Below are 22,020 nucleotides of genomic sequence, written 5' to 3'. Positions count from 1 at the left end.
CCGTGCTCGGAGCCGGGTCCGCCACCGCCGGTGCAGCGGCGGCGGGCCGGTGTGCGCCGTGGTGCCTGCCCCGGTGGTGGCTCAACCCCAGGGCTGGGCGGCCAGCCAGCTGCTGTCCTGGGCCCAGGACGACGCGTTGTCCCAGACGTTGGTGCCGCCGTTGCTCGCCAGGTAGCCGACGAAGCCGTAGTGGCGGACGTACTTGGCCGGGTAGTTGAAGGACTGGAGGGAGTAGCCCGTGCCGCTGTTCCCGGGCTGGACGCAGAAGGTCGCGTCGGCGGCGAACTGGCCGGTGCCTGCGTTGGGCTGGAGGTGGAGCTGGAAGGCGTAGTGCCTGAGGTAGCTGCCGGGCGTGTCGGCCGATTCGAAGGAGACGCAGGAGCTGTTCGCCAGGCCGGCCCGGACGGTCCAGGTCGCGGCGCCCTTGGCGGCGGCGGAACCGGCGGCGGTCACCGGCGCGGTCACCACCTTGTCGTCACCCGAGTCGTGCTGCAGGTAGTCGCCGGTGCAGCAGGCGGTGGTGGCCTGCAGCGAGACCTTCGCGCCGGGGGTGAAGGGGGTGGCGGTGCGGTAGCCGGCCGCGGTGATGTCGGCCTGGACCGCGGCGTCGGTGGCGTCCGAGGGGTAGCCCTTGACCATCGCGCCCTCGTAGAACGTGCCCGCGCTCGCGTTGTGGTTGGTCTGGCAGCAGTCGCCGCCGCTGCCGAGGATGACGGCACCCTGCTTGTGCATCGGGCTCCAACCGCCGGGCAGCGCGCCGCCGTAGAGCTGGGTCAGGCTCCCGGACTGGGCGTCGGCGCCCTTGAGCGCCATCCGGGTGGTGCCGTCGTTCTTGAGCATCGCGGTGACGAAGCGGCTCGGCAGCGAGACCTGGCCGGGGTTCCACGCCTTGCTGCCGCCGGAGAACAGGCCGTTCTCCAGGTCCGCCTGCACCCACGGCGCGGTTCCGGTGCAGCCGCCGAACCAGCACTCCGTGCCGAAGTTGATCGCGTCCATGGCGCCGTTGCCGTCGGCCTTGTGGTCGGTCTCCGTGTTGCCGTAGTCGAAGCAGCAGCCCTTGTTGACGTGGGTGCCGCTGGTGACCATGTACTCGCCCTCGGGCGCGCTGCCGGTCGGCACTCCCCCGGCGGAGTTGTAGGCGAAGTAGCTGTTGCCGGGGTTGATGTAGAGCGCGTAGGCCTTGTGGCCGGCCACGATCAGGGGCTCCGTGTTCGCGGTGGCGGCCGTGTCGGCGCCCCCGGTCCCGCCGGGCCCCTGGTAGACCAGGGTGTTGCCGCCGCCGGTCTGGTCGTAGACGCGGGTGATGGTGCAGGTGGTGCCCGCGCAGAAGGAGTCCTGCGCCGCGGCGTCGGAGACTCCCCCGGCGGACAGCACCCCGATGTCCTGCACCGTACCGTCCGAGGCCCGCTGCACCTGGTACAGCGGGCCGCTGTAGGAGGCGAGGAGTGCGCGGGTGGTGCTGTGCGCCGCGACGCACGGCGTGCCGCCCGCGGCGTAGATGTCGCACGGGCCCTGACCGGCGGTCACCGGAGGGGCGGCCTCGACGGCGCCGGCCGCGCCGGTGAGCAGGCCGGCGACGAGCAGGGCGGTCGACAGCGCCGCCGGCACCGCCCGCCGGACGCGGCGCAGCCACGATCGTGTGGTCATGGACGGACCCCTTCATGGGTGGAAGAAGGAAGGCGCCAGATTGTTAGCGCTAACAGGCTGGCATCACTATGGGAAGCGACCAGGGCACCGTCAAGACATCGCGCAGGGGCGGACGGCCCGGCATCGACTGCCGCTTCAGACCGGGAAGGGGAGTTCGGCCTCGAACGTCCCGGGCGGGCCCAGGTGCACGGGGCCGTCCGGGCCGCCGGTGCGCAGCTGCCAGGCGTGCGGGCTGTCGGTGCTGACGTGCAGGCGGTCGCCGGTGCGGCGCAGCCGGAAGCGGGCGCTCTCTCCGGGGCCGTCCGAGCGCGGGATCAGCACGGTGCGCTCGGCGCCGTCGGCGAAGGCGTGCACCCGCAGCTCGACCCCGTCCGCCCAGGCGGAGACCGGGTGCTGGTCGTCCGCCCCGAGCGGGATCACCGAGTCGGGGCGGGCGAGCAGCGGCAGGGTGTGGAAGCCGTGCTGCTCGCGCACCCAGCGCGGGCCGGTCACCTGAGCACCGGTCAGCAGGTTGGTCCACGTCCCCTCGGGCACGTAGTAGTCGACCGTGCCGTCCTCGGTGAAGACCGGGGCCACCAGCAGGTCGTCGCCGAGCAGGTACTGCCGGTCGAGCGTGGCCGCCGCCGGATCGTCGGGGTACTCGAGGACCATCGCGCGCATCACCGGCACGCCGGTGGTGTGCGCCTGCTGGGCCGCGCGCTGGAGGTAGGGCGCGAGGCGGTGCTTGAGCAGGGTGAACTCGCGGGTGACCGCCACGGCCTCCTCGCCGAAGTCCCACGGCACCCGGTAGGACTTGCTGCCGTGCAGGCGGCTGTGCGAGGAGAGCAGGCCGAACTGCGTCCAGCGCTTGAAGACGGTCGGGGTGGGGGTGCCCTCGAAGCCGCCGATGTCGTGGCTCCAGAAGCCGAAGCCGGAGAGCCCGAGCGAGAGCCCGCCGCGCAGCGACTCCGCCATCGCGTTGAAGTGCGATTCGCAGTCCCCGCCCCAGTGCACCGGGTACTGCTGCCCGCCCGCCGTGGCGGAGCGGGCGAACAGCATCGCCTCCCCCTCCCCGCGCACCTCGCGCAGCAGCTCGAACACGGCGCGGTTGTAGAGCTGGGTGTAGTAGTTGTGCATCCGCTCGGGGTCGGAGCCGTCGTGCCAGACCACGTCGGTGGGGATCCGCTCGCCGAAGTCGGTCTTGAAGCAGTCCACCCCCTGCCCGAGCAGCTGCCGCAGCCTGCCGGTGTACCACTCCCGCGCGGCCGGGTTGGTGAAGTCCACCAGGGCCATGCCCGGCTGCCACAGGTCCCACTGCCAGACCGTGCCGTCCGCCCGGCGCACCAGGTACCCCGCGCGCATGCCCTCCTCGAACAGCGCCGACTTCTGCGCGATGTACGGGTTGATCCACAGGCAGATCCGCAGGCCCTGCTGCCGCAGCCGGGCCAGTATCCCGGCCGGGTCCGGGAAGGTCTCCGGGTCCCACTCGAAGTCGCTCCACTGGTACTCGCGCATCCAGAAGCAGTCGAAGTGGAAGACGCTCAGCGGGATGCCCCGGGCGGCCATGCCGCCGACGAAGCGCATCACCGTCGCCTCGTCGTACTCGGTGGTGAACGAGGTGGTCAGCCAGAGGCCGAGCGCCCAGGCCGGCGGCAGCGCCGGGCGGCCGGTCAGCGCGGTGTAGCGCTCCAGCACCTGCTTGGGGGTCGGGCCGTAGACCACGAAGTACTCCAGCGTCTGGTCCTCGACGCTGAACTGCACCTGGCCCACCGCCTCGGAGCCGACCTCGTAGGAGACCCTTCCCGGGTGGTTGACGAAGACGCCGTAGCCCCGGTTGGTCAGGTGGAACGGGACGTTCTTGTACGCCTGCTCGCTGCTGGTGCCGCCGTCCGCCTGCCAGATGTCCACCACCTGGCCGTTGCGCACGAACGGGGTGAACCGCTCGCCCAGCCCGTACACCGATTCGCCGACGCCGAGCGCGAGTTGGGCCAGCACGTGGTGGCGTCCCTCGGCGTCGGTGACGAAGCCGGTGCCGCGCTCGCCCGCCGAGGTCAGCACCCGCCCGCCCGCGCCGAACTCCAGCCGCCACGGCTGCGCGGTGTCCACCCGCAGCGTCAGCTCGCCCGAGGAGAGCTCCGCCACCGTGCCGTCCCGGCGCACCTTGCCGGCGTCCGCCACCGCCCCGGGCAGAGCGAAATCGGGGCCGCGCCGCACCGATCCGGCGTGGTGGGTGGTGCGCACCCCGATCACGCCCTCGGCCGGCGACCAGCATTCGACGGTCAGCAGCGGGCTGTTGAGCGTGTCACCGCGACCGCGCACCGGCTTGACGGGCGCGTAGAGGGTCATCCGGTCCGCACCGGCGCGCAGATCGGCGACCTCGGCGGCGTAGCGCGCGGTGACGCCCGGGCGCATCAGCCAGTAGCCGTCGGTGAACTTCATCGTGCTGCTTCCTCCGTCCGCGCGCGGTGCGCGGCGATCAGGGCCCGGTACCAGTGGTAGCTGTCCTTGGGCGTGCGGGTGAGGGTGTCGAAGTCGACGTGGACCAGGCCGAAGCGCTGGGCGTAGCCCCGGGCCCACTCGAAGTTGTCGAGCAGCGACCAGAGGTAGTAGCCGCGCACGTCCACCCCCGCCGCGACGGCCTCGGCCACGGCGGCCAGGTGCTCGGCGAGGTAGTCGATCCGCTGCGCGTCGTGCACCAGGCCGTCGGCGCCGACGGTGTCGGCCTCGGCGGTGCCGTTCTCGGTGATCCAGATCGGCGGCAGGCGCGGGTGGCGCCGGTGCAGCTCGCGGAGCAGCTCGGTGAAGGCGGCCGGCACCACGGGCCAGCCCATGGTGGTGTGCCGGGTGCCGTACGGGTCGAGCTCGGTGACGCCGATGTCCACGGCGGTGCGCCGCTCGGGGTCGGCCTCGCGGTGCGGGGCAGCGGCCACGGTGATCGGGCGGTAGAAGTTGACGCCGAGGAAGTCCAGCGGCGCGCCGATCAGCTCCAGGTCACCCGGCCGGCGCCAGGGGCCCCCGGCCAGGCCGCCCCAGGTCTGCCGCTCCTGGGGCGGGTAGCGCCCGGCGAACAGCGGCTCGGTCCAGACCTCGTTGTGCAGCACCTTGGCGCGGCGCCGGGCGGCGAGGTCCTCGGGGAGCGTGGAGGCGGCGTGCACCCGGTCGAGGTTGAGGGTGATGCCGATCTCCCGGGCCCCCGCCGCCCGGAGCTCGCGCACCGCCAGGCCGTGCCCGACCAGCAGGTGGTGGGCCGCCGCCAGCGCGCCCCGGCCCTCCCGGGCCCCGGGTGCGTGTCGTCCCTCGGCGTAGCCGACGAAGGCGGAGCAGTACGGCTCGTTGAGGGTGATCCACCGCTCGACCCGGTCCCCGTACCGCTCGGCGGCCAGCGCCGCGAACGCCGCGAACGCCTCGGCGGTGGCGCGCACCCGCCAGCCGCCCCGGTCTTCGAGGGCCTGCGGCAGGTCCCAGTGGTACAGCGTCACGGCGGGCGCGACGCCGGCGGCCAGCAGCTCGTCGATCAGCCGGTCGTAGAAGTCCAGCCCCTTGGCGTTGACCGGCCCGGTGCCCTGCGGCAGCAGGCGCGGCCAGGAGATCGAGAACCGGTAGCCGTCCACCCCGAGCCCGCGCAGCAGGGCCACGTCCTCGGGGTAGCGGTGGTAGTGGTCGCAGGCGGTGTCGCCGGTGGCGCCGTCGAGGGTGCGGCCCGGGGTGTGGCTGAAGGTGTCCCAGACGGACGGGCCCCGGCCGTCCTCGCGGTGGGCGCCCTCGATCTGGTACGCGGCGGTGGCGGCGCCGAACCGGAACCCGGCGGGCAGGCACCGGACCAGCTGAGCGGGAGCGTTCACGCCGGGCCCAGCCCGCGCTCGCGCAGCCAGGCCAGCTGGACGGGCGGGTTCGATCCGCAGCCGCCGGCGTGGTCGGCGAACGGCCAGACCGTCATGGTGCGGTCCGCACCCCGGTAGTGGTTGAACGCCGCGTACACCGTCGGGGGCGGGCAGACCGGGTCCATCCCGCCGACGCTGAACAGGGCGGGTGCGGTGGCCCGCCGGGCGAAGTGGACGCCGTCGAAGTACCCCAGGGTGGCGAAGGTCTCCGCCACCCGGTGCCGGCTGTGCCAGCGCAGGTACTTCACGATCTCCTGGTACGGCCCTTCCAGGGACAGCTGGGCGCCTTGGCGGTAGTGGCAGAGGAACGGGACGTCCGGCAGCACCGCGGCCACCCCGTCTCCGGTGAGTCCGGCGACGGCGAGGGCCAGGCCGCCGCCCTGGCTGACACCGGTCACCACCACCTTGCCGCTGTCCAGCCCGGGGAGCCGGCCGACGGCGTCCACGGCGCGCACGCAGTCGGTCATCAGCCGCCGGTAGTAGTGGTGCTCCGGCGAGTCGATGCCGCGGGTCATGAAGCCCTCGGCCCACTGCGTGCCGTCTCCCACGGTCCGGTCCGGGGTGTCGTGTCCCTGGCCCCGGCTGTCCACCACGAGTTGGGCATAGCCGGCGGCGGACCAGAACAGGTGCTCGGTGGGCAGCCCGCGGCCTCCGCTGTAGCCGAGGTAGGTGACGACGACCGGCAACGGCCCCTCAACGCCGCGCAGCGGCCCCTCGGCGCCGCGCGGGCGCAGCAGCCAGGCGGCCACCGGCTCGCCGTTCCAGCCGGGGAAGCGCACGTCCTCCACCTCGACGGTACGCAGGCCGTACCGCTCGGTGACCCGTTCGACCTTCACCGCTCCGCCGTGCGAGCGGGCCTCGGCGAGGGTGCGCTGCCAGAACGCGTCGAAGTCCTGCGGGGCGGCCGGCTCGGGCTTGTGGTCGGCGAGTGCGTCGAGTCCGAGGTCGGTGGGCGGCACGGCGGACTCCTCCGGGTGTGGCGAGGACGAGGTGCGGTGGTGGGGCGTGGGCAGTGACATGGGAGCCGCCTCCGGGCGGCGGGTGACGGGGTCGGGACGGATGCAGCGGTAGGCGGGGGCGCCCGGCTCGCGGGCCGGGGGCGGGGAGGCGGCCCGCTCCCCCCTTGGGCGGGCCGCCGGTCTGTGGGGCGGTGGGTCTCAGCCGGCCGCGCCGAAGCGGAAGGCGGCCAGCCGGAAGTCGCCGTGCAGGGCCAGGCTCAGGTCGTGCACGCCGTCCAGGGGGGCGGCGAGCTTGGCGCCGGTGGTGGTCCAGGCGTAGCGGTGGCCGGTCACCGGCACCTCGATCGCGGCCAGCAGCCTTCCCCCCGAACGGAGTTCGAGCCGCGCTCCGCCCGGGCCGACGCCCTCGCGGGCGGTCTCGACCTCCACCCGGGCGGCCCCGGAGAGGTCGACCTCGCGGAAGAGGAGCGTCGCCGGCCGGGCCGGGTCGGCGGGCGTGACGGCGTCGCCGTCGGCGCGGGTGGCGTCGACGATGACGGCCTCCTCGTAGTCGTCGAAGTCCACGGCCAGGAGACAGCGTCCGACGCCCGCCCGGGGCGCGGGGGCGGCGCCGGTCACGGTGAGCGGCGCGGTCAGCTCGTGGTGGTCGGCACTGCGGGCGACGATCACCTCGTAGCGGCCCGGATCGACGGTGAAGGCGCCGGTGGCCACGTCCCAGTGGGCGAGCTGCCCGGCCGTCAGCCGGAAGGTCAGCTCGCGGCTCTCCCCCGGCTCCAGCCGTAGCTTGCGGAACTCGGCCAGGCTGAGCCGGGGGGCCGCGTAACGGGCTTCCGGGGCCCGGAGGTAGACCTGGACCACCTCGCTGCCGGGCCGCTCGCCGGTGTTCTCCAGGGTCACGACGGCCTCGACCGCGCCGGCCTGATCGATCGACGGCTGCGACAGGCGCAGGTCGCGGTAGGCGAACTCGGTGTAGGAGAGCCCGTGGCCGAACGCGTAGCGGGCGGGGGTGCGGTGGTACTGGTAGGTCCAGCCCGCCTTGATCACGTCGTAGTCGAGCGGGTGCGGCAGCGGGTCCTCGCCCCGGTACCAGGTCTGCGGCAGGCGGCCGGCCGGCTCGGCCGCACCGAGCAGCACATCGGCCAGCGCGTGGCCGCCCTCCTGCCCGCCGTGGGAGGTCCACACCACGGCGGGCAGGTGCTCGTCGGCCCAGTCGAGGGCGTAGGGGTAGCTGCTCGTCACGACCAGCGCCGTCTCGGGCCGCGCGGCGGCCACCGCGCGCAGCAGCGCCTCCTGCCCCTCGGGCAGGGCGATGTCCGCGCGGTCCTCGGTCTCCCGGCCGTTGATCATCGGATGGTTGCCGAGCATCACCACCGCCACCTCCGCCGCCTCGGCGGCGGCCCGGGCCTCGGCCAGGCCGTCGCGCACCAGCTCGCGCTGCCACCGCTCGGCCTCGGCCGCCGTTTCAATGTGAACGCTCACACGACCGTCCGTCGGATCGACCCCGGCGTACCGACCGGTGAAAACGCTGCGCAGCACCACCTCGTCCGGGCCCACCGCCTCCAGCCGGAAGGTCTCCGTGACGAACCAGCTCTTGATCACGCTCCGGTCGGCGGCCAGCCCGCCGTCCTCCTGCAGGCCGAGGTAGCGGCCGGTGTCGGCGGCGCGCAGGGTGACGGCGCCGCCACCCCAGTCGGTCAGGTCGAAGGCGGTCTTGCCGAGCAGTTCACCCGTGGTGCGCGAGCGCAGCGCGATCCGGTCCGAGCCGTCCACCCGGGTCACCTCGACGCCGGCGGCGGCCAGGGCGCCCGCGAGGCCGATCCGGTACGGCAGGGTGCCGCTGTACCAGTCCTCGAACACGCTGTCGGCGAGCGGGCCGATCACGGCGATCCGGGGCGGCCGGGCCGGATCCAGCGGCAGCAGGCCCTCGTTCTTCAGCAGTACCGTCGACTCCGCCACCGCCCTCCGGGCCAGCGCGCGGTGCTCGGCGCAGTCGACCACCTCGGGGCCGATGCCCGCGTACGGGTCCAACTCGGGGTCGAACTCGCCCAGGCGGAAGCGCAGTTCGAGCTGCCGCCGGACGGCGCGGTCCACGTCCTGCTGCGCCATCAGGCCGCGCTCCAGGGCCTCGCGCAGCCGGCCGACCACGGTCTCGCTGTCCTCCCCGTGGTCGGTGAAGCTGTCGATGCCGGCCTTGAGCGCCGCCGCGTGGGATTCGGCGTGGTCGTCGAAGTAGTGCTCCGGGTCGACCAGGTTGGAGGGGGCCTCGGCGTCGCTGACCACGAACAGCTCGTGCCCGGTGGGCGCGGCCCAGCGGCGCAGCTCCGTCTCGATCAGCGGACTGACGTGGCAGGGGCGGCCGTTGACCAGGTTGTAGGCGGCCATCGCGCCCGTCGCCGCGCCGGCGGCGACCACCGGGCGGAAGGCGGCCAGGTCGTACTCCTGGAGCACCCGCGGGCGCAGCCCGGAGGAGGTGGTGCAGCGGTCGTCCTCGTTGTTGTAGGCGAGGAAGTGCTTGAGCACCGGCGCGGTGCGCAGGTAGACCGGGTGGTCGCCGGCCAGGCCCCGGCAGTACGCCTCGCCGATCCGGGCGGTGTGCACCGGGTCCTCCGAGTAGCCCTCCTCGTTGCGGCCCCAGCGCGGGTCGCGCAGCAGGTTGAGCACGGGGGCCCACGCCTGGAGCGAGGTGGCGCCGCGCTCGGCGGCGCCGATCGCGGGCGGACGGTGGAGGTGGAAGGCCCGCAGCTCGGTCGAGACCGCCGCCGCGACCTCGCGCACCAGGCTCTCGTCCCAGCTGGCGCCGAGGCCGACGGCCTGCGGGAAGACCGTCGCCTCACCCAGCCAGGACACCCCGTGCAGCGCCTCGCTGCCGGTACGGAACGCGGCGACTCCCAGGCGCGGGACAGCGGGCGCGTACTGGTGCAGCATCGCGAGCCGCTCCTCGGGCGTCAGCCGCTCGAGCAGGTCGTCGATGCGCTTGCGCAGCGGCAGCGCGGGATTGCGGAACTCGGGCAGGACAGCGTCGGACCTGGGCACAGAACTCAACTTGAATACCCCTAGGGCGGCTCGGCTCGGTGGTCGCACGTCGAAGCCCTTCGACGCTGGCACGCTCCGACGGGGGCGTCAACCCCCAAGGGAGAGAAGGATTTTGGATTTGTTCAGGCCCTTGCCCAATTGGTAACGCGTCGTTAGTCTCGCCGAAACATCCAAGCGTTTCGACGCTTCGCCACGCTTCGACACTCTCAGCGCGCATCGACGCGCTTCGACGGAGAGGGGCCACGCCACCATGAGATCCGGGATGAACCGCAGGAGCTTCCTGAGCACCGCCGCCACCGTGGCAGGGGCCGCCGCGATGGCGCCGCTGCTGTCCGCCTGCGGCGACGGTGGCGGCAGGAAGGCCGCCGCGAACACCGCGGCAGGGCTCAAGTCGGCCCTGCCGACCTACTTGGCGAACGCCGGCGCGGTCAAGCCCGACATCGCCCCGGTCGCGGGCGGAGCGGACGCCGCGACCGACCCGGCCTACCTGTCCTACCCGGCGCACCCGCCCACCAGCGTGAGCGGCGTCCCCGGCAAGGGCGGCAGCTACACCGCCGTCACCCCGCTCTGGGGCACCAACCCGCCGGCCGGCAACTCCTTCTTCCAGGCGATGGACAAGGCCCTCGGGATCGAACTGACCGTCAAACCGGCCGACGGGAACACCTACGACACCATCGTGCCGACCATGACCGCCGCCAAGAAGCTGCCCGACTGGATCAACCTGCCGGCCTGGTGGAACGCCAAGTTCAACACCGGCTCACTGGTCGGCGCCCAACTCGCGGACCTGACGCCGTACCTGTCCGGCGACTGGATCAAGAAGTACCCGAACCTGGCCGCCCTCCCCACCGGCGCCTGGCAGGACGGGGTCTGGGGCGACCGGCTCTACGGCATCCCCTGCTTCTCCACCAGCTTCGGCATCCCCGGCGCCACCTTCTACCGCCGGGACGTCCTCGAAGCCCGGGGCATCACCCCCGACCAGATCAGGTCCGCCGACGACCTGATGCACCTCGGCAAGGAACTGACCGACGCCAAGCGGGGCGTGTGGGCCTTCGACGACGTGTGGACCTACCTCCAGACGGCCTGGAACGTCCCCATGAACTGGCGGATCGAGGGCGGCAAGCTGGTCCACCCCTTCGAGACCCAGGAGTTCCTGGAGGCCCTCGACTGGCACTACCGCCTGGCCACCTCCGGCTTCATGCACCCGGACGCGCTCGCCGGCGACAACGCCAACGGGAACACCCGCTTCTACAGCGGCAAGACGCTCATCGGGGGCGGCGGACTGGGCGCCTGGAACCTGGCCGACCACCAGTCCGGCACCGCCGCCGACCCGAAGTACCGGCGCGGCGCCCTCGACGCCCTCACCGCCGACGGCAAGGGCACCCCGGTGATCTACATGGGCGCCTCCAGCAGCATGATCAGCTACCTGAACGCCGCTCTGAAGCCCGCCCAGATCGAGGAGCTGCTCGGCGTCGCCGACTACCTCGCCGCCCCCTACGGCACCGCCGAGTACACCCTGGTCAACTTCGGCGTCGAGGGCGTCCACCACACCCGGGTGAACGGCGTGCCCACCTTCACCGAGGAGGGAAAGAAGGACGTCCAGGCGACGGCCCTGCCGTTCCTGGCGGCCCCCGCCTCGGTGATCAGCAACCCGGGCGGCGACCAGGTCACCAAGGACTACGCGGCCTGGTCCGCGGCCAACGTCAAGTACCTCACCAAGCCGCCCTTCTGGGGCATGAACTTCAGCATGCCCCAGGCGATCTCCGTGGCCGACGCCGCGCAGAGCGTCAACGACACCCTCAAGGACTGCTACCACGGCAAGAAGAAGGTCTCCGACGTGCAGGCCGCCATCGCCGCCTGGCGCTCCGGCCCCGGCGAGCGGCTCAAGCAGTGGATGACCACCGAGGTCCTCGACAAGTACGGCGCCGGCCGGTGAGCACCGCCGCACCGAAGCGCCCGGCCCACCCCGCGCGGCTCGGCTGGCGGGCCAGGCTGCGGCGCGACAGGTCGCTCCTGCTGATGACGGTGCCCGCCGTCCTCCTGCTGCTGGTCTTCAACTACGCGCCGCTGTTCGGCATCGTCACCGCCTTCCAGGACTACGACCCGCTGGTCGGGGTCTGGCACAGCGAGTGGGTCGGCCTCGACCAGTTCCAGCAGCTCTTCAACGACCCGGCGTTCTGGGCCGCGCTGAAGAACACGCTCTACCTCAGCTTCGTCCAGCTGGTGCTCTTCTTCCCCGTCCCGATCGCGCTCGCCCTGCTGCTCGACTCCGTGGTGAGCGAGCGGATCCGCAACTTCTTCCAGTCCGTGGTCTACCTGCCGCACTTCTTCTCCTGGGTGCTGGCGGTCACCATCTTCCAGCAGATGCTCGGCGGCGCCGGCGCGCTCAACCAGTTCCTGCGCCAGCACTCCCTGGCCACCTGGGACATCATGACCAACCCGCACACCTTCGCCCTCCTGGTCACCTCCCAGGCCATCTGGAAGGAGGCCGGCTGGGGGATCATCGTCTTCCTCGCGGCGCTCAGCGCGATCAACGGCGAGCTGTACGAGGCCGCGGCGGCCGACGGCGCGGGGCGGCTGCGACGGCTGTGGCACATCACGCTGCCGGGCCTGCGCGGGGTGATCGTGCTGATGCTGGTGCTGCGCCTGGGCAACGCCCTCTCGGTCGGCTTCGAGCAGTTCCTGATCCAGCGCGAGGCCGTCGGCCACGACGCCGCCGACGTCCTGGACACCTTCTCCTTCTACTACGGCATCGCCACCGGCGGCTACAGCTTCGGCGCGGCGGCCGGGCTCTTCAAGAGCGTGGTCTCCCTCCTGCTCATCTGGGGCGCCAACAAGCTGGCCCACGCCTTCGGCGAGGACGGGTTGTACCGGAATTGACCTCCTTCCCCGCTCCGAAGAACGGGGATTCCCCTCAGCCTCGCGACTGACCCGCTGCGCGTGAGCGCGGCGGTGGGACAACTTCCTGCTTCATAGACGACTGCCCGCCCGGAGTGCTCCGTTGAGGTCTTACACCGTCTCCACAGGCTGCAACCGCCAGCCCGGCGGCCAGGATGTTGATCGCTGCGTTCACGTCCCGGTCGTGGGTCGCCCCGCAGCCGCACGTCCACTCGCGGACGTCGAGCTGCATCCTGCCCTGCAAGGTGCCACAGCTGGAGCACAGCTTGGAGGAGGGGAACCAGCGATCGATCACAATCAACTCGCGCCCGTACCAATCCGTCTTGTACTCCAGCATGGAACGCATCTCGGTCCAGGAGGCATCCGAGACGACTCGGGAGAGCCGCCGATTCTTGAGTATGTCCCGGACGGTCAGATCCTCGATCACGATCGTTTGGTTCTCACGAACGAGTCGAGTGGTGAGCTTGTGCAGGAAATCCCTACCCCGGTCGGCGACCCTCGCGTGCACTCGGGCAACCCTGCGCCGGGCCTTCGCCCGGTTCATGCCATCGCCCTCGGCCTTGCGGGCGAGGTCACGCTGGGCCTTGGCGAGGCGTTCCCGCCCCTTGCTCTCCTGCCGGGGGTTGGTGATCTTCTCCCCCGTGGAGAGCGTCACCACGCTGATGATACCCACGTCGATCCCCACGGCCGCGCTGACTGGTACCGGCATGGCCGGCCGGTCGTCGCACAGCATGGAGACGAACCAGCGCCCGGCCATCTTCGCCAGCCACAGCCGACCGTCCCGGAACCGAAACGCGGACCTCGTGTACTCCGCGGACTTCCGGGACTTCTTTCGGGACTTGAATCTCGGGTACTTCGCCCTCTTCTGCCAGAAGTTGGTAAACGCCCCTTGCAGGTGCCTAAGCGTCTGCTGCAAGGGGACCGAGGACACCTCGGACAGGTAGGCCAGGTCCTCGGTCTTCTTCCACTGCGTCAGCATCGCCGACGTGGCGCCGTAGCTGACCCGTTCCTGATTCAGCGCCCATGCCTTCGTGCACGCCTGCAACGCCATGTTGTAGACCTTCCGCACGCACCCGAACGTGCGCGACAGCTCGGCTGCCTGCGCGTCAGTCGGATAGAAGCGATAGCGGTAGGCCCGCTTCACATGGGTGCTGGCATGGATTCCAGACTATCACCACTATACGTAATCAATTGACTACTTACAGGAATGGCATGCCGCCTCCGCAGCGGCCTGCCGACCCCCGGACCTCCCCCAGTCTCCCGCCGGGGAGGAGCCCCTTCGCGGCAAGCCAACACCTCCCCGTCCTAGCGGCCGGGGTCTCCCTGGAGGTCTCGGATGACCAACGCACTCACCATCACCTCCCGGCGGGAGAAGGCCCGTACGGCGGCGGCCACCCGACGCCGGGCCCGCTCCGCCCGGCCGCCCTGGGAGGAGCCCCCCACCGCCGTCGGGCAGGCCGCGAAGGGGATCACGCTCGGCACCACGCTGGCCGTCATCCTGGTACCGCTCTGGATCATCCTCCTGACCAGCTTCTCCACCCCCGGCGCCGTCAACCGGGCCGGCGGGCTGGTGATCTGGCCGGACGGCCTGACCGCCGAGACGTACCGGCAGATGCTCGGCGACCCGACCGTGCGCACCGCCCTGCTGGTCAGCCTCGGCATCACCGTGGTCGGCACCGTGCTCTCGATGGCCGTCTCCGTCCTGTGCGCCTACGGCCTCTCCCGGCCGCGCTCGCTCGGGCACCGCTTCCTGCTGCTGGTGCTGATCGTCACCATGTTCGTCAGCGGCGGCCTGATCCCCAGCTTCCTGGTGGTCACCGGGCTCGGCGGCTACGGCCAGTGGTGGGCGCTGATCCTGCCGAGCGCCGTCTCGGTCTTCAACATCCTGGTGCTGCGCGCCTTCTACCAGGACACCTCCGCCGAGCTCATCGACGCCGCCCGGATGGACGGCGCGGGCGAGTGGCGCATCCTCTGGTCCGTCGTGCTGCCCACCTCACGTGCCGTCACCGCCGTCACCGCGCTGTTCTACGCGGTCGGCTACTGGAACTCCTTCTTCAACGTGATGCTCTACCTGCCGACGGACAGTCAGAAATGGCCGCTGCAGTACGTGTTGCTCACCTACGTCAACCGGGGCAACGGCCTGCCCGGCTCCGTCAACTCGGGCTTCGGCAGCACCCACGCCCAGACCGCGCCGCTGGCCCTGCAGATGGCGGTCGTGGTGCTCACGCTGGTACCACTGGTGATCGTGTACCCGTTCGTGCAGAAGCACCTGCGCGCCGGGGTCCTCACGGGCGCGATCAAGGGCTGACCCCCACCGGACCGAGACGAAGGAAACGACAGCGATGGTGACACTGGCCGACGTGGCCCGGCAGGCCGGCGTCTCGGCGAGCACGGTCAGCTACGCCCTCAGCGGCAAGCGGCCGATCTCCACCGAGACCAGGACCCGTATCGAACGGGCCGTCACGGACCTCGGCTACCACCCCAACGCCGGTGCGCGGGCCCTGGCCGGCAAGCGCTCGCACATCATCGCCCTGGTCGTCCCGCTCCACCCCGACGTGCACGTGCCCACCATGATGGAGATCGCCATCGCCGTCACCGTGGCAGCCCGCGAACGGGGGTACGACGTCCTGCTCCTCACCAACGACGAGGGCCCGGACGGAGTCCGCCGGGTCGCCGCCACCGGGCTCGCCGACGGGGTGATCCTGATGGACGTCCGCCTCGACGACGACCGCGTCCCGGTGCTGCGCGCCCAGGGCATCCCGGCCGCGCTCATCGGCCTCCCCGACGACCCCGCCGGACTCTCCTGCGTCGACCACGACTTCGCCACCGCCGGCGCCCTGTGCGCCGACCACCTGGCCGACCTGGGCCACCGCGACCTCGCCTTCATCGGCTACAGCAGCGGGGTCTACCGGCGGCACGCCGGCTACGCGGAGCGCACCCTCAGCGGCTTCCGCGCCCGCGCCGAGCAGCGCGGCCTCCGCTTCCTCCACCGCCCCTGCGAGGGCACCTACGAGAGCACCGCCGGCACCCTGGCCCGCATCCTCGCGGACCGCCCGCACACCACCGGGTTCGTGGTGCAGAACGAGGCCGCGATCGGCCCCCTCCTCGCCCTGCTGCGCATCAACGGGCGGACCGTCCCGGAGGACGCCTCCGTCATCGCCCTCTGCCCCGATCCGATGGCCGAGCAGCACTCCCCGCGGCTCACCTCCGTGACCGGCCCGCAGAAGGAACTGGGCCAGGTCGCCCTCGACCAGGTCATGGCCCGGATCGCCGCCACCGCCGCGGGCGAGGAGCCGGCGGACCAACTCGTGCTGATGCCACCGGAGCTGGTGATCAGAGAGAGCACCGCGCCCTCCCCATCGAGCAGTTGACCCACCGACCGGAAGGACGGCACCCCGATGGACATCCACCGGCTCACCGACCGCCTCGGCGGCCTCGCCTTCGGGGGCGACTACAACCCCGAGCAGTGGGATGCCGAAGTCTGGAAGCAGGACGACGAGTTGATGCGCCTGGCCAAGGTCAACCTGGCCACCGTCGGCGTCTTCTCCTGGGCCCTGCTCGAACCCGAGGAGGGCCGCTACGACTTCGCGTGGCTCGACGCCCACCTCGACCGTCTGCACCTGAACGGCGTCGCCGTCGACCTGGCCACCCCCACCGCCTCCCCGCCGCCCTGGTTCACCCTGGCCCACCCGGACGCCCTCGCCGTCCGGCCCGACGGCCTCCGCCTGACCCACGGCAGCCGGGACACCTACTGCCTCGCCGCCCCCGCCTACCGGCAGGCCGCCGCCCGGATCGCCGGCGCCCTGGCCGAACGCTACGGCGACCACCCCGCGCTCGCCCTGTGGCACGTCCACAACGAGTACGCGACCCTGTGCTGGTGCGACCACACGGCCGCCGCCTTCCGGGTCTGGCTGCGCGACCGGCACGGCGACCTCGACGCCCTCAACCACGCCTGGGGCACGGCCTTCTGGAGCCAGCACTACACCGCCTGGGAGCAGATCCTGCCGCCGCGCGCCACCCAGTGGCACCACAACCCCGGGCAGGCCCTGGACTTCAGCCGCTTCTGGTCCGACCAGACCCTCGCCGCCTACCGCGAGCAGCGCGACGCGATCCGCGCGCGCAGCGACCGCCCGGTGACCACCAACCTGATGCTGCCCGGCTACCAGAACCTCGACCTGTGGGCCTTCGGGCGCGAAGTCGACCTGGTCTCGGTGAACCACTACCCCGGCGCCCCGGGCGTCGACGCCGCCGCCCAGGCCGCCTTCGACGCCGACCGGGCCCGCTCCTTCGCCGGCGGCGCGCCCTGGCTGCTGATGGAGTCGGGCACGAACACCGTCTACGCCGGCGGCCGCACCCTCGCCAAGGAGCCGGGCGACGTCCTGCGCCACTCGCTGGGCCACATCGCCCGCGGTTCGGAGGGCGCGCTGTTCTTCCAGTGGCGCCAGTCCAAGGCCGGCGCCGAGCAGTGGCACTCCGCGATGGTCCCGCACGCCGGGCCGGACAGCCGCACCTTCCGCGAGGTCACCGCCCTGGGCGAGTCCCTGGCCCGGCTCGGTGAGCTGGCCGGCTCCACGGTCCGCGCCGAGGTCGCCGTGCTGCACGACCCGGACGCCTGGTGGGCGATGAACGTGGACGGGCTCCCCTCCGCCGAGCTCGACTACTTCACCGCGCTGCGCCGCGCCCACCGGGCGCTCTGGGACGCGGGCGCCACCGTCGACTTCGCCCACCCCGGGCAGAGCCTGGCCGGCTACCGGCTGGTCCTCGCCCCGGCCCTGTTCCTGCTCACCGACGCGAGCGCCGAGAATCTCCGCCACTACGTGGCAGGCGGTGGCACCCTGCTCGTCCAGCACTTCAGCGGCGTGGTCGACGAGCACCTCCACTCCCGGCTCGGCGGGTACCCGGCCGCACCGCTGCGCGAGGCGCTGGGCATCCGGGTCGAGGAGTACCGCCCGCTGGCCGAGGGCGAGCGGATCACCCTGTCGGACGGCTCGACGGCCACCGTCTGGAGCGAGTCGCTGCGCACCGAGGGCGCCGAGGCGGTGGCGGCCTACACCCACGGCATGCTCGCCGGCCGGCCCGCGCTCACCCGGCACCCCTTCGGCACCGGCCACGGCTGGTACCTCTCCAGCCGGCTGGACGACTCCGGCTACGCCGGTCTGGTCGGCCGGCTGCTCACCGAGGCCGGCGTCACCGCCGGACTGCCCGGCCTGCCACCCGGCGTCGAGGCCGTCACCCGCCACGCCCCGGACGGCCGGAGGTGGCACCTGCTGATCAGCCACCGCGACGAGGCCGTCCCGCTCCCGGAGCCCGGCCGGGACCTGCTCACGGACCGGTTCCTCAGCGAACTCCCGCCCGGCGGCTGCGCCGTCCTGCGCGCGCACTGACCTCTGCCCGACGCTCTCCCACATCCGTGCCCGTCGCCGTCCCGCATCCGCCCGAGGAGATTTGTGAGCGCTCACATGATCCGCTGGGGCCACCAGGCCCTCGAGCTGGAGATCGCCCTGGACGAGCACGGCCCGCCCCGCCTGGTCCGGATCGGCGCCCCCGACGAGAAGACCACCCCGCCGCGCCCCGCCGCGCCGCTGCCGCTCGTGGAGGTGACCACCGCCGACCTCGGCCGCCACTGGTCCGGCCGGCACCTCGTCAACACCACCCTCGGCACCCGCCTGCGCCACCGCGCCCACCGCGTGACCCGGGACGGCGCCTGGCACGTGCTCACCGTCGAACTCCACGACCCCGGCACCGGTCTGACCGCCGAGGTGGTCTACCGCTCCCCGGACGGCCTGCCGGTGCTCCGCAGCGAGGTCCTGCTCCGCAACGAGGGCGCCCGGACGCTGCACCTGGAGTCGGTCGGCTCGCTCGTCGCGGGCTGCCTCACCGGGGACGGCCCGGCCGAGCTGGACCGCGCCGAGCTGCTGTGGGCCGAGAACGACTGGTGCGCCGAACTCCGCTGGCAGCGCGGGCCGCTGCGGATGTCCTCCCCCGACCGTGGCGGCCGCTTCCCCACCACCGCCGGCCGCAGCACCCACGTGGTGGCCGGTCGGGGTGTCTGGTCCAGCTGCGGCCACCTGCCGATGGGCGGCCTGACGGACCGCCGGTCGGGCCGGACCTTGCTCTGGCAGATCGAGCACAACGGCGGCGGCTGGCGCTGGGAGTCCGGCGTGCGCGACGACACCGCGTACGTGGCGCTGCACGGCCCGACCGACGCCGACCACGGCTGGCGCCACCCGCTGGCCCCCGGCGCCGAGTTCCGCACCGTGCCGGTGGCCCTCGCCGTCAGCGCGGACGGCGGCCCCGCCGGCGCCTTCGCCGCCCTCACCCGCTACCGCCGCGCCACCCGCCGCCCGCACCCCGACCACCACCGGCTGCCGGTCGTCTTCAACGACTACATGAACTGCCTGATGGGCGACCCCACCACCGCCAAGCTGCTGCCCCTGGTCGACGCCGCCGCCGAGGCCGGGGCGGAGTGCTTCGTCATCGACGCCGGCTGGTACGACGACGGCGACAACTGGTGGAGCTCCGTCGGGGCCTGGGAGCCCTCCGCCTCCCGGTTCCCCGGCCCCGGCGGGATCCACGAGGTCCTGGACCGCATCCGGGAGCGGGGCATGACCCCCGGTCTCTGGCTAGAGCCAGAGGCGGTCGGGGTCTCCAGCGCGGTGGCCGACTCTCTGCCGCCGGAGGCGTTCTTCCGGCGCGACGGCAGCCGCGTGGAGGAGGGTGGCGGCCGCTACCACCTGGATCTGCGCCACCCCGCCGCCCGGGCCCACCTGGACGCCGTGGTGGACCGCCTGGTCGGCGAGTGGGGCGTCGGCTACCTCAAGCTGGACCACAACACCGACCCCGGGTCCGGCACCAGCAGCCACCCCGGCGAAGCCCCGGCGGCCGGCCTGCTCGGCCACAACCGCGCCCAACTCGACTGGCTGGACGACATCCTGGACCGCCACCCGGGCCTGGTGCTGGAGAACTGCGCCTCCGGCGGCATGCGGATGGACCACGCCCTGCTCTCCCGCCTGCAGCTGCAGTCCACCAGTGACCAGCAGGACCTGCTGCGCTACCCGCCCATCGCGGCGGCGGCCCCCACCGCCGTCACCCCCGAGCAGGGCGCCGTCTGGGCGTACCCGCTGCCCAGGCACTCCCTCGACGAGACCGCCTTCACCATGGCCAACGCGCTGCTCGGCCGGATCCACCTCTCCGGCCGGCTCACCGAACTCTCCGCGGCACAGCGCGAATTGGTCCATGAAGCGGTCGCCGTGCACAAGTCCCTCCGCGCCGACCTGCCGCACGCCCTGCCCGCCTGGCCGCTCGGCCTGCCGGGCTGGGAGGACCCGTGGATCGCCCTCGCACTGCACACTCCGGAGACCACCTACGTCACGGCCTGGCGCCGCGGCGGTCCGGCCGTCGCCGAACTCAGCCTGCCCCACCTGGCCGGTGCGCAGGTCCGCGTCGAGCAGCTCTACCCCGCCGCCGACCGGGCCGCCACCGCCTGGCACCCGGACTCCGCCGAACTCGCCCTGACCCTCCCGGCGGCCCCCTCCGCCATCCTGCTCCGCCTCACCAGGGCCTACCCCGAGGGGAGTTGACGATGCGTTCCGCCACCGCGCGTTCCCCACCCCGCCGGACCACCGCCGCGCCCGACCACGCTTCTCGCCCGGACCGCCCGCACCAGCCGGACCGGGCCCGACCGTCCAGAACGCGGGAGCCCGCCCCCACGCGAGCCCCCGCACCCCCACCCCCTGGAGGGACGCAATGAGAAGGCAACTCCAGTCCAGCCGTGCAGTCCAGTCCAGCCGTGCACTTCGGTCCACCCATGAACGAGCCATCGCCGTCACGGCGGCCTTCGCGCTCGCCGCCACCGGCGCGATCGCCGCCCTCGCACCGCCCGCCCAAGCCAACGCCGCCGCCAAAGCCGTCGCCGCGAACCCCGTGTCGGTGTCCGTGGACGCCGCCCTACAGCTCGCCACCGTCCCCGCCACCGGCGTCGGCGTGAACATCCCGGTCTACGACGCCGCCATGAACTCCGCCGCCACCCCCGGCCTGCTCAGCACGGCCGGCTTCAACGCCGTCCGCTACCCGGGCGGCAGCCACTCCGACGTCTACCACTGGCAGACCGGCACCGCCGAGGGCGGTGCGTACGTCGCCCCGAACACCGGCTTCGACGCCTTCATGGGCACCGTGCGCGCCGCCGGAGCGCAGCCGATCATCACCGTCAACTACGGCTCGGGCACCGCCCAGGAGGCCGCCGCCTGGGTCCGGTACGCCAACGTCACCAAGAGCGATGACGTCAAGTACTGGGAGATCGGCAACGAGGTCTACGGCAACGGCGAGTACGGCGCCGACTGGGAGTACGACACCCACAGCAGCAAGAGCGCCACCACCTACGCGAACAACCTGGTGCAGTACGTCTCGGCGATGAAGGCCGCCGACCCGAGCGTCAAGATCGGCGCCGTGCTGACCACCCCCGGCTACTGGCCGGACGGCATGATCGGCCCGGGCGACACCATGGACTGGAACCACACCGTGCTGTCGATCGCCGGCACGAAGATCGACTTCGCGATCGTGCACGCCTACCCCACCAGCACCAGCCCGGCCGACCTGCTCACCAAACCGCAGGCCCAGAACCCGGCCATCGCGAGCACCGTCCGCTCGCTGATCAACCAGTACGCCGGCACCAACGCCCCGAACGTCGGCATCGCGGTGACGGAGGCGAACGCCCAGGCGTACCTGGACACCTCCCCGAACGGGCTGTTCGCCCCCGACAACTACCTCACCTGGCTGGAGAACGGCGCGTTCAACGTCGACTGGTGGGACCTGCGCAACGGCACCGACTGCAGCAAGGTGACCACCGTCGAGGGCGCCACCGACTACAACGACGGCGGCATGGTCTCCAGCGGCTCGCCCTGCGAACCCGCCGCCAACACCCCCTTCCCCGCCTACTACGGCATCCAGATGATCTCCAAACTGGGTGCTCCCGGGGACACCCTGGTCAAGGCCGCCAGCTCCTCCTCGCTGCTCTCCGCGCACGCCGTCCGCCGCGCCGACGGCGACGTGGACGTCATGCTGATCAACCGGGACCCGAACAACGCGGCCACGGTGAACCTCTCGTACAGCGGGTTCACCCCCTCCGGCGCCACCCCGACCGTCCACTCCTACCTCAAGAACGCCCGCGCGATCACCTCCGCCCAGAGCGGCAGCCCGACCGCCCAGACCGTGCCCGCCTACGGCATCACGGTCGTCCAGATGCACCCGACCGCCGCGCCCTGCCGGGTCGTCTACAACAAGAACGAGTGGTCCGGCGTCATGGTCGGCAACCTGACCGTCGTCAACAACAGCCTCGGCCAGGTCAACGGCTGGTCGCTCGGCTTCAACTTCCCCGGCGACAACAGCATCACCAACACCTGGAACGCCTCGGTCACGCAGAGCGGCACGGGCATCAACGCCGCGAACGTCTCCTACGACGCCGCCGTCCCGCAGGGCGGCAGCGTCCAGTGGGGCTTCAGGGCCACCTGGTCCAGCAGTGACGCCAACCCGTCCGCCTTCTGGTTCAACGGCGCCTCCTGCGCAATCGGCTGAGCCACCCCCGAGCCGGTGCCCCGGGACCTGACAGCCCGGGGCACCACCCCACCTAC

13 protein-coding genes are annotated in these 22,020 nt (G+C 72.4%); 7 read left to right on the top strand and 6 right to left on the bottom strand.

Going from position 1 to position 22,020, the window contains the following annotated elements; translation table 11 throughout:
• Positions 1–81: 81 nt before the first annotated feature.
• The 5 genes from CFP65_RS36350 to CFP65_RS36330 all read right to left on the bottom strand — a co-directional run bounded on the left by CFP65_RS36350 (position 82) and on the right by CFP65_RS36330 (position 9,499).
• Positions 82–1,647: an alpha-L-arabinofuranosidase B gene (locus CFP65_RS36350; RefSeq protein WP_168219651.1), complete on the bottom strand. Its 1,566-nt coding sequence runs from the start codon at positions 1,645–1,647 to the stop codon at positions 82–84.
• 135 nt (positions 1,648–1,782) lie between these two features.
• Positions 1,783–4,065 (bottom strand): alpha-xylosidase, encoded by a 2,283-nt coding sequence (gene yicI, locus CFP65_RS36345; RefSeq protein WP_104820171.1) that lies wholly within the window; start codon positions 4,063–4,065, stop codon positions 1,783–1,785.
• Complete coding sequence (locus tag CFP65_RS36340; protein WP_174805601.1) at positions 4,062–5,468, bottom strand: GH1 family beta-glucosidase; 1,407 nt, start codon at positions 5,466–5,468, stop codon at positions 4,062–4,064. The genes yicI and CFP65_RS36340 overlap by 4 nt, the downstream gene beginning before the upstream one ends.
• Positions 5,465–6,526, bottom strand: a complete 1,062-nt coding sequence (locus CFP65_RS36335) for an acetylxylan esterase (protein WP_104820170.1) — start codon at positions 6,524–6,526, stop codon at positions 5,465–5,467. The genes CFP65_RS36340 and CFP65_RS36335 overlap by 4 nt, the downstream gene beginning before the upstream one ends.
• A gap of 138 nt (positions 6,527–6,664) precedes the next feature.
• The gene (locus CFP65_RS36330; protein ID WP_254552750.1) at positions 6,665–9,499 is read right to left on the bottom strand and encodes a glycoside hydrolase family 3 protein; all 2,835 of its coding nucleotides are present in this window, start codon (positions 9,497–9,499) and stop codon (positions 6,665–6,667) included.
• A gap of 262 nt (positions 9,500–9,761) precedes the next feature.
• Here CFP65_RS36330 and CFP65_RS36325 point away from each other — a divergent pair, with 262 nt between their 5' ends.
• Together CFP65_RS36325 and CFP65_RS36320 are read left to right on the top strand one after the other, a co-directional pair.
• Positions 9,762–11,432, top strand: a complete 1,671-nt coding sequence (locus CFP65_RS36325) for a Tat pathway signal sequence domain protein (RefSeq protein ID WP_104820169.1) — start codon at positions 9,762–9,764, stop codon at positions 11,430–11,432.
• Complete coding sequence (locus CFP65_RS36320) at positions 11,429–12,376, top strand: sugar ABC transporter permease (protein ID WP_254552749.1); 948 nt, start codon at positions 11,429–11,431, stop codon at positions 12,374–12,376. The genes CFP65_RS36325 and CFP65_RS36320 overlap by 4 nt, the downstream gene beginning before the upstream one ends.
• A gap of 34 nt (positions 12,377–12,410) precedes the next feature.
• Here the strand turns inward: CFP65_RS36320 and CFP65_RS36315 are convergent, their stop codons facing one another.
• On the bottom strand, positions 12,411–13,538 hold the full coding sequence (locus CFP65_RS36315; protein ID WP_217368225.1) for an RNA-guided endonuclease TnpB family protein: 1,128 nt from the start codon (positions 13,536–13,538) through the stop codon (positions 12,411–12,413).
• A 192-nt stretch (positions 13,539–13,730) separates the two neighbouring features.
• Between CFP65_RS36315 and CFP65_RS36310 the strand changes: the two genes are divergently transcribed.
• From CFP65_RS36310 to CFP65_RS36290, 5 genes are all read left to right on the top strand, one after another.
• Positions 13,731–14,702: a carbohydrate ABC transporter permease gene (locus CFP65_RS36310; protein ID WP_104820167.1), complete on the top strand. Its 972-nt coding sequence runs from the start codon at positions 13,731–13,733 to the stop codon at positions 14,700–14,702.
• A 34-nt stretch (positions 14,703–14,736) separates the two neighbouring features.
• Positions 14,737–15,765: a LacI family DNA-binding transcriptional regulator gene (locus CFP65_RS36305; RefSeq protein ID WP_104820166.1), complete on the top strand. Its 1,029-nt coding sequence runs from the start codon at positions 14,737–14,739 to the stop codon at positions 15,763–15,765.
• A 27-nt stretch (positions 15,766–15,792) separates the two neighbouring features.
• Positions 15,793–17,778: a beta-galactosidase gene (locus CFP65_RS36300; RefSeq protein WP_104820165.1), complete on the top strand. Its 1,986-nt coding sequence runs from the start codon at positions 15,793–15,795 to the stop codon at positions 17,776–17,778.
• Between the two features lie 75 nt (positions 17,779–17,853).
• Positions 17,854–19,974 carry an alpha-galactosidase gene (locus tag CFP65_RS36295; RefSeq protein WP_104820164.1) on the top strand — a complete coding sequence of 707 codons (2,121 nt, stop codon included), beginning with the start codon at positions 17,854–17,856 and terminating at the stop codon, positions 19,972–19,974.
• 166 nt (positions 19,975–20,140) lie between these two features.
• Positions 20,141–21,964: a cellulose binding domain-containing protein gene (locus CFP65_RS36290; RefSeq protein WP_104820163.1), complete on the top strand. Its 1,824-nt coding sequence runs from the start codon at positions 20,141–20,143 to the stop codon at positions 21,962–21,964.
• Positions 21,965–22,020: the final 56 nt, after the last annotated feature.

The organism is Kitasatospora sp. MMS16-BH015, from assembly GCF_002943525.1.
GTDB lineage: Bacteria > Actinomycetota > Actinomycetes > Streptomycetales > Streptomycetaceae > Kitasatospora.
The sequence above is the reverse complement of the archived record's forward strand: the minus strand, read 5'-3'. Positions and strand labels throughout refer to the sequence as shown.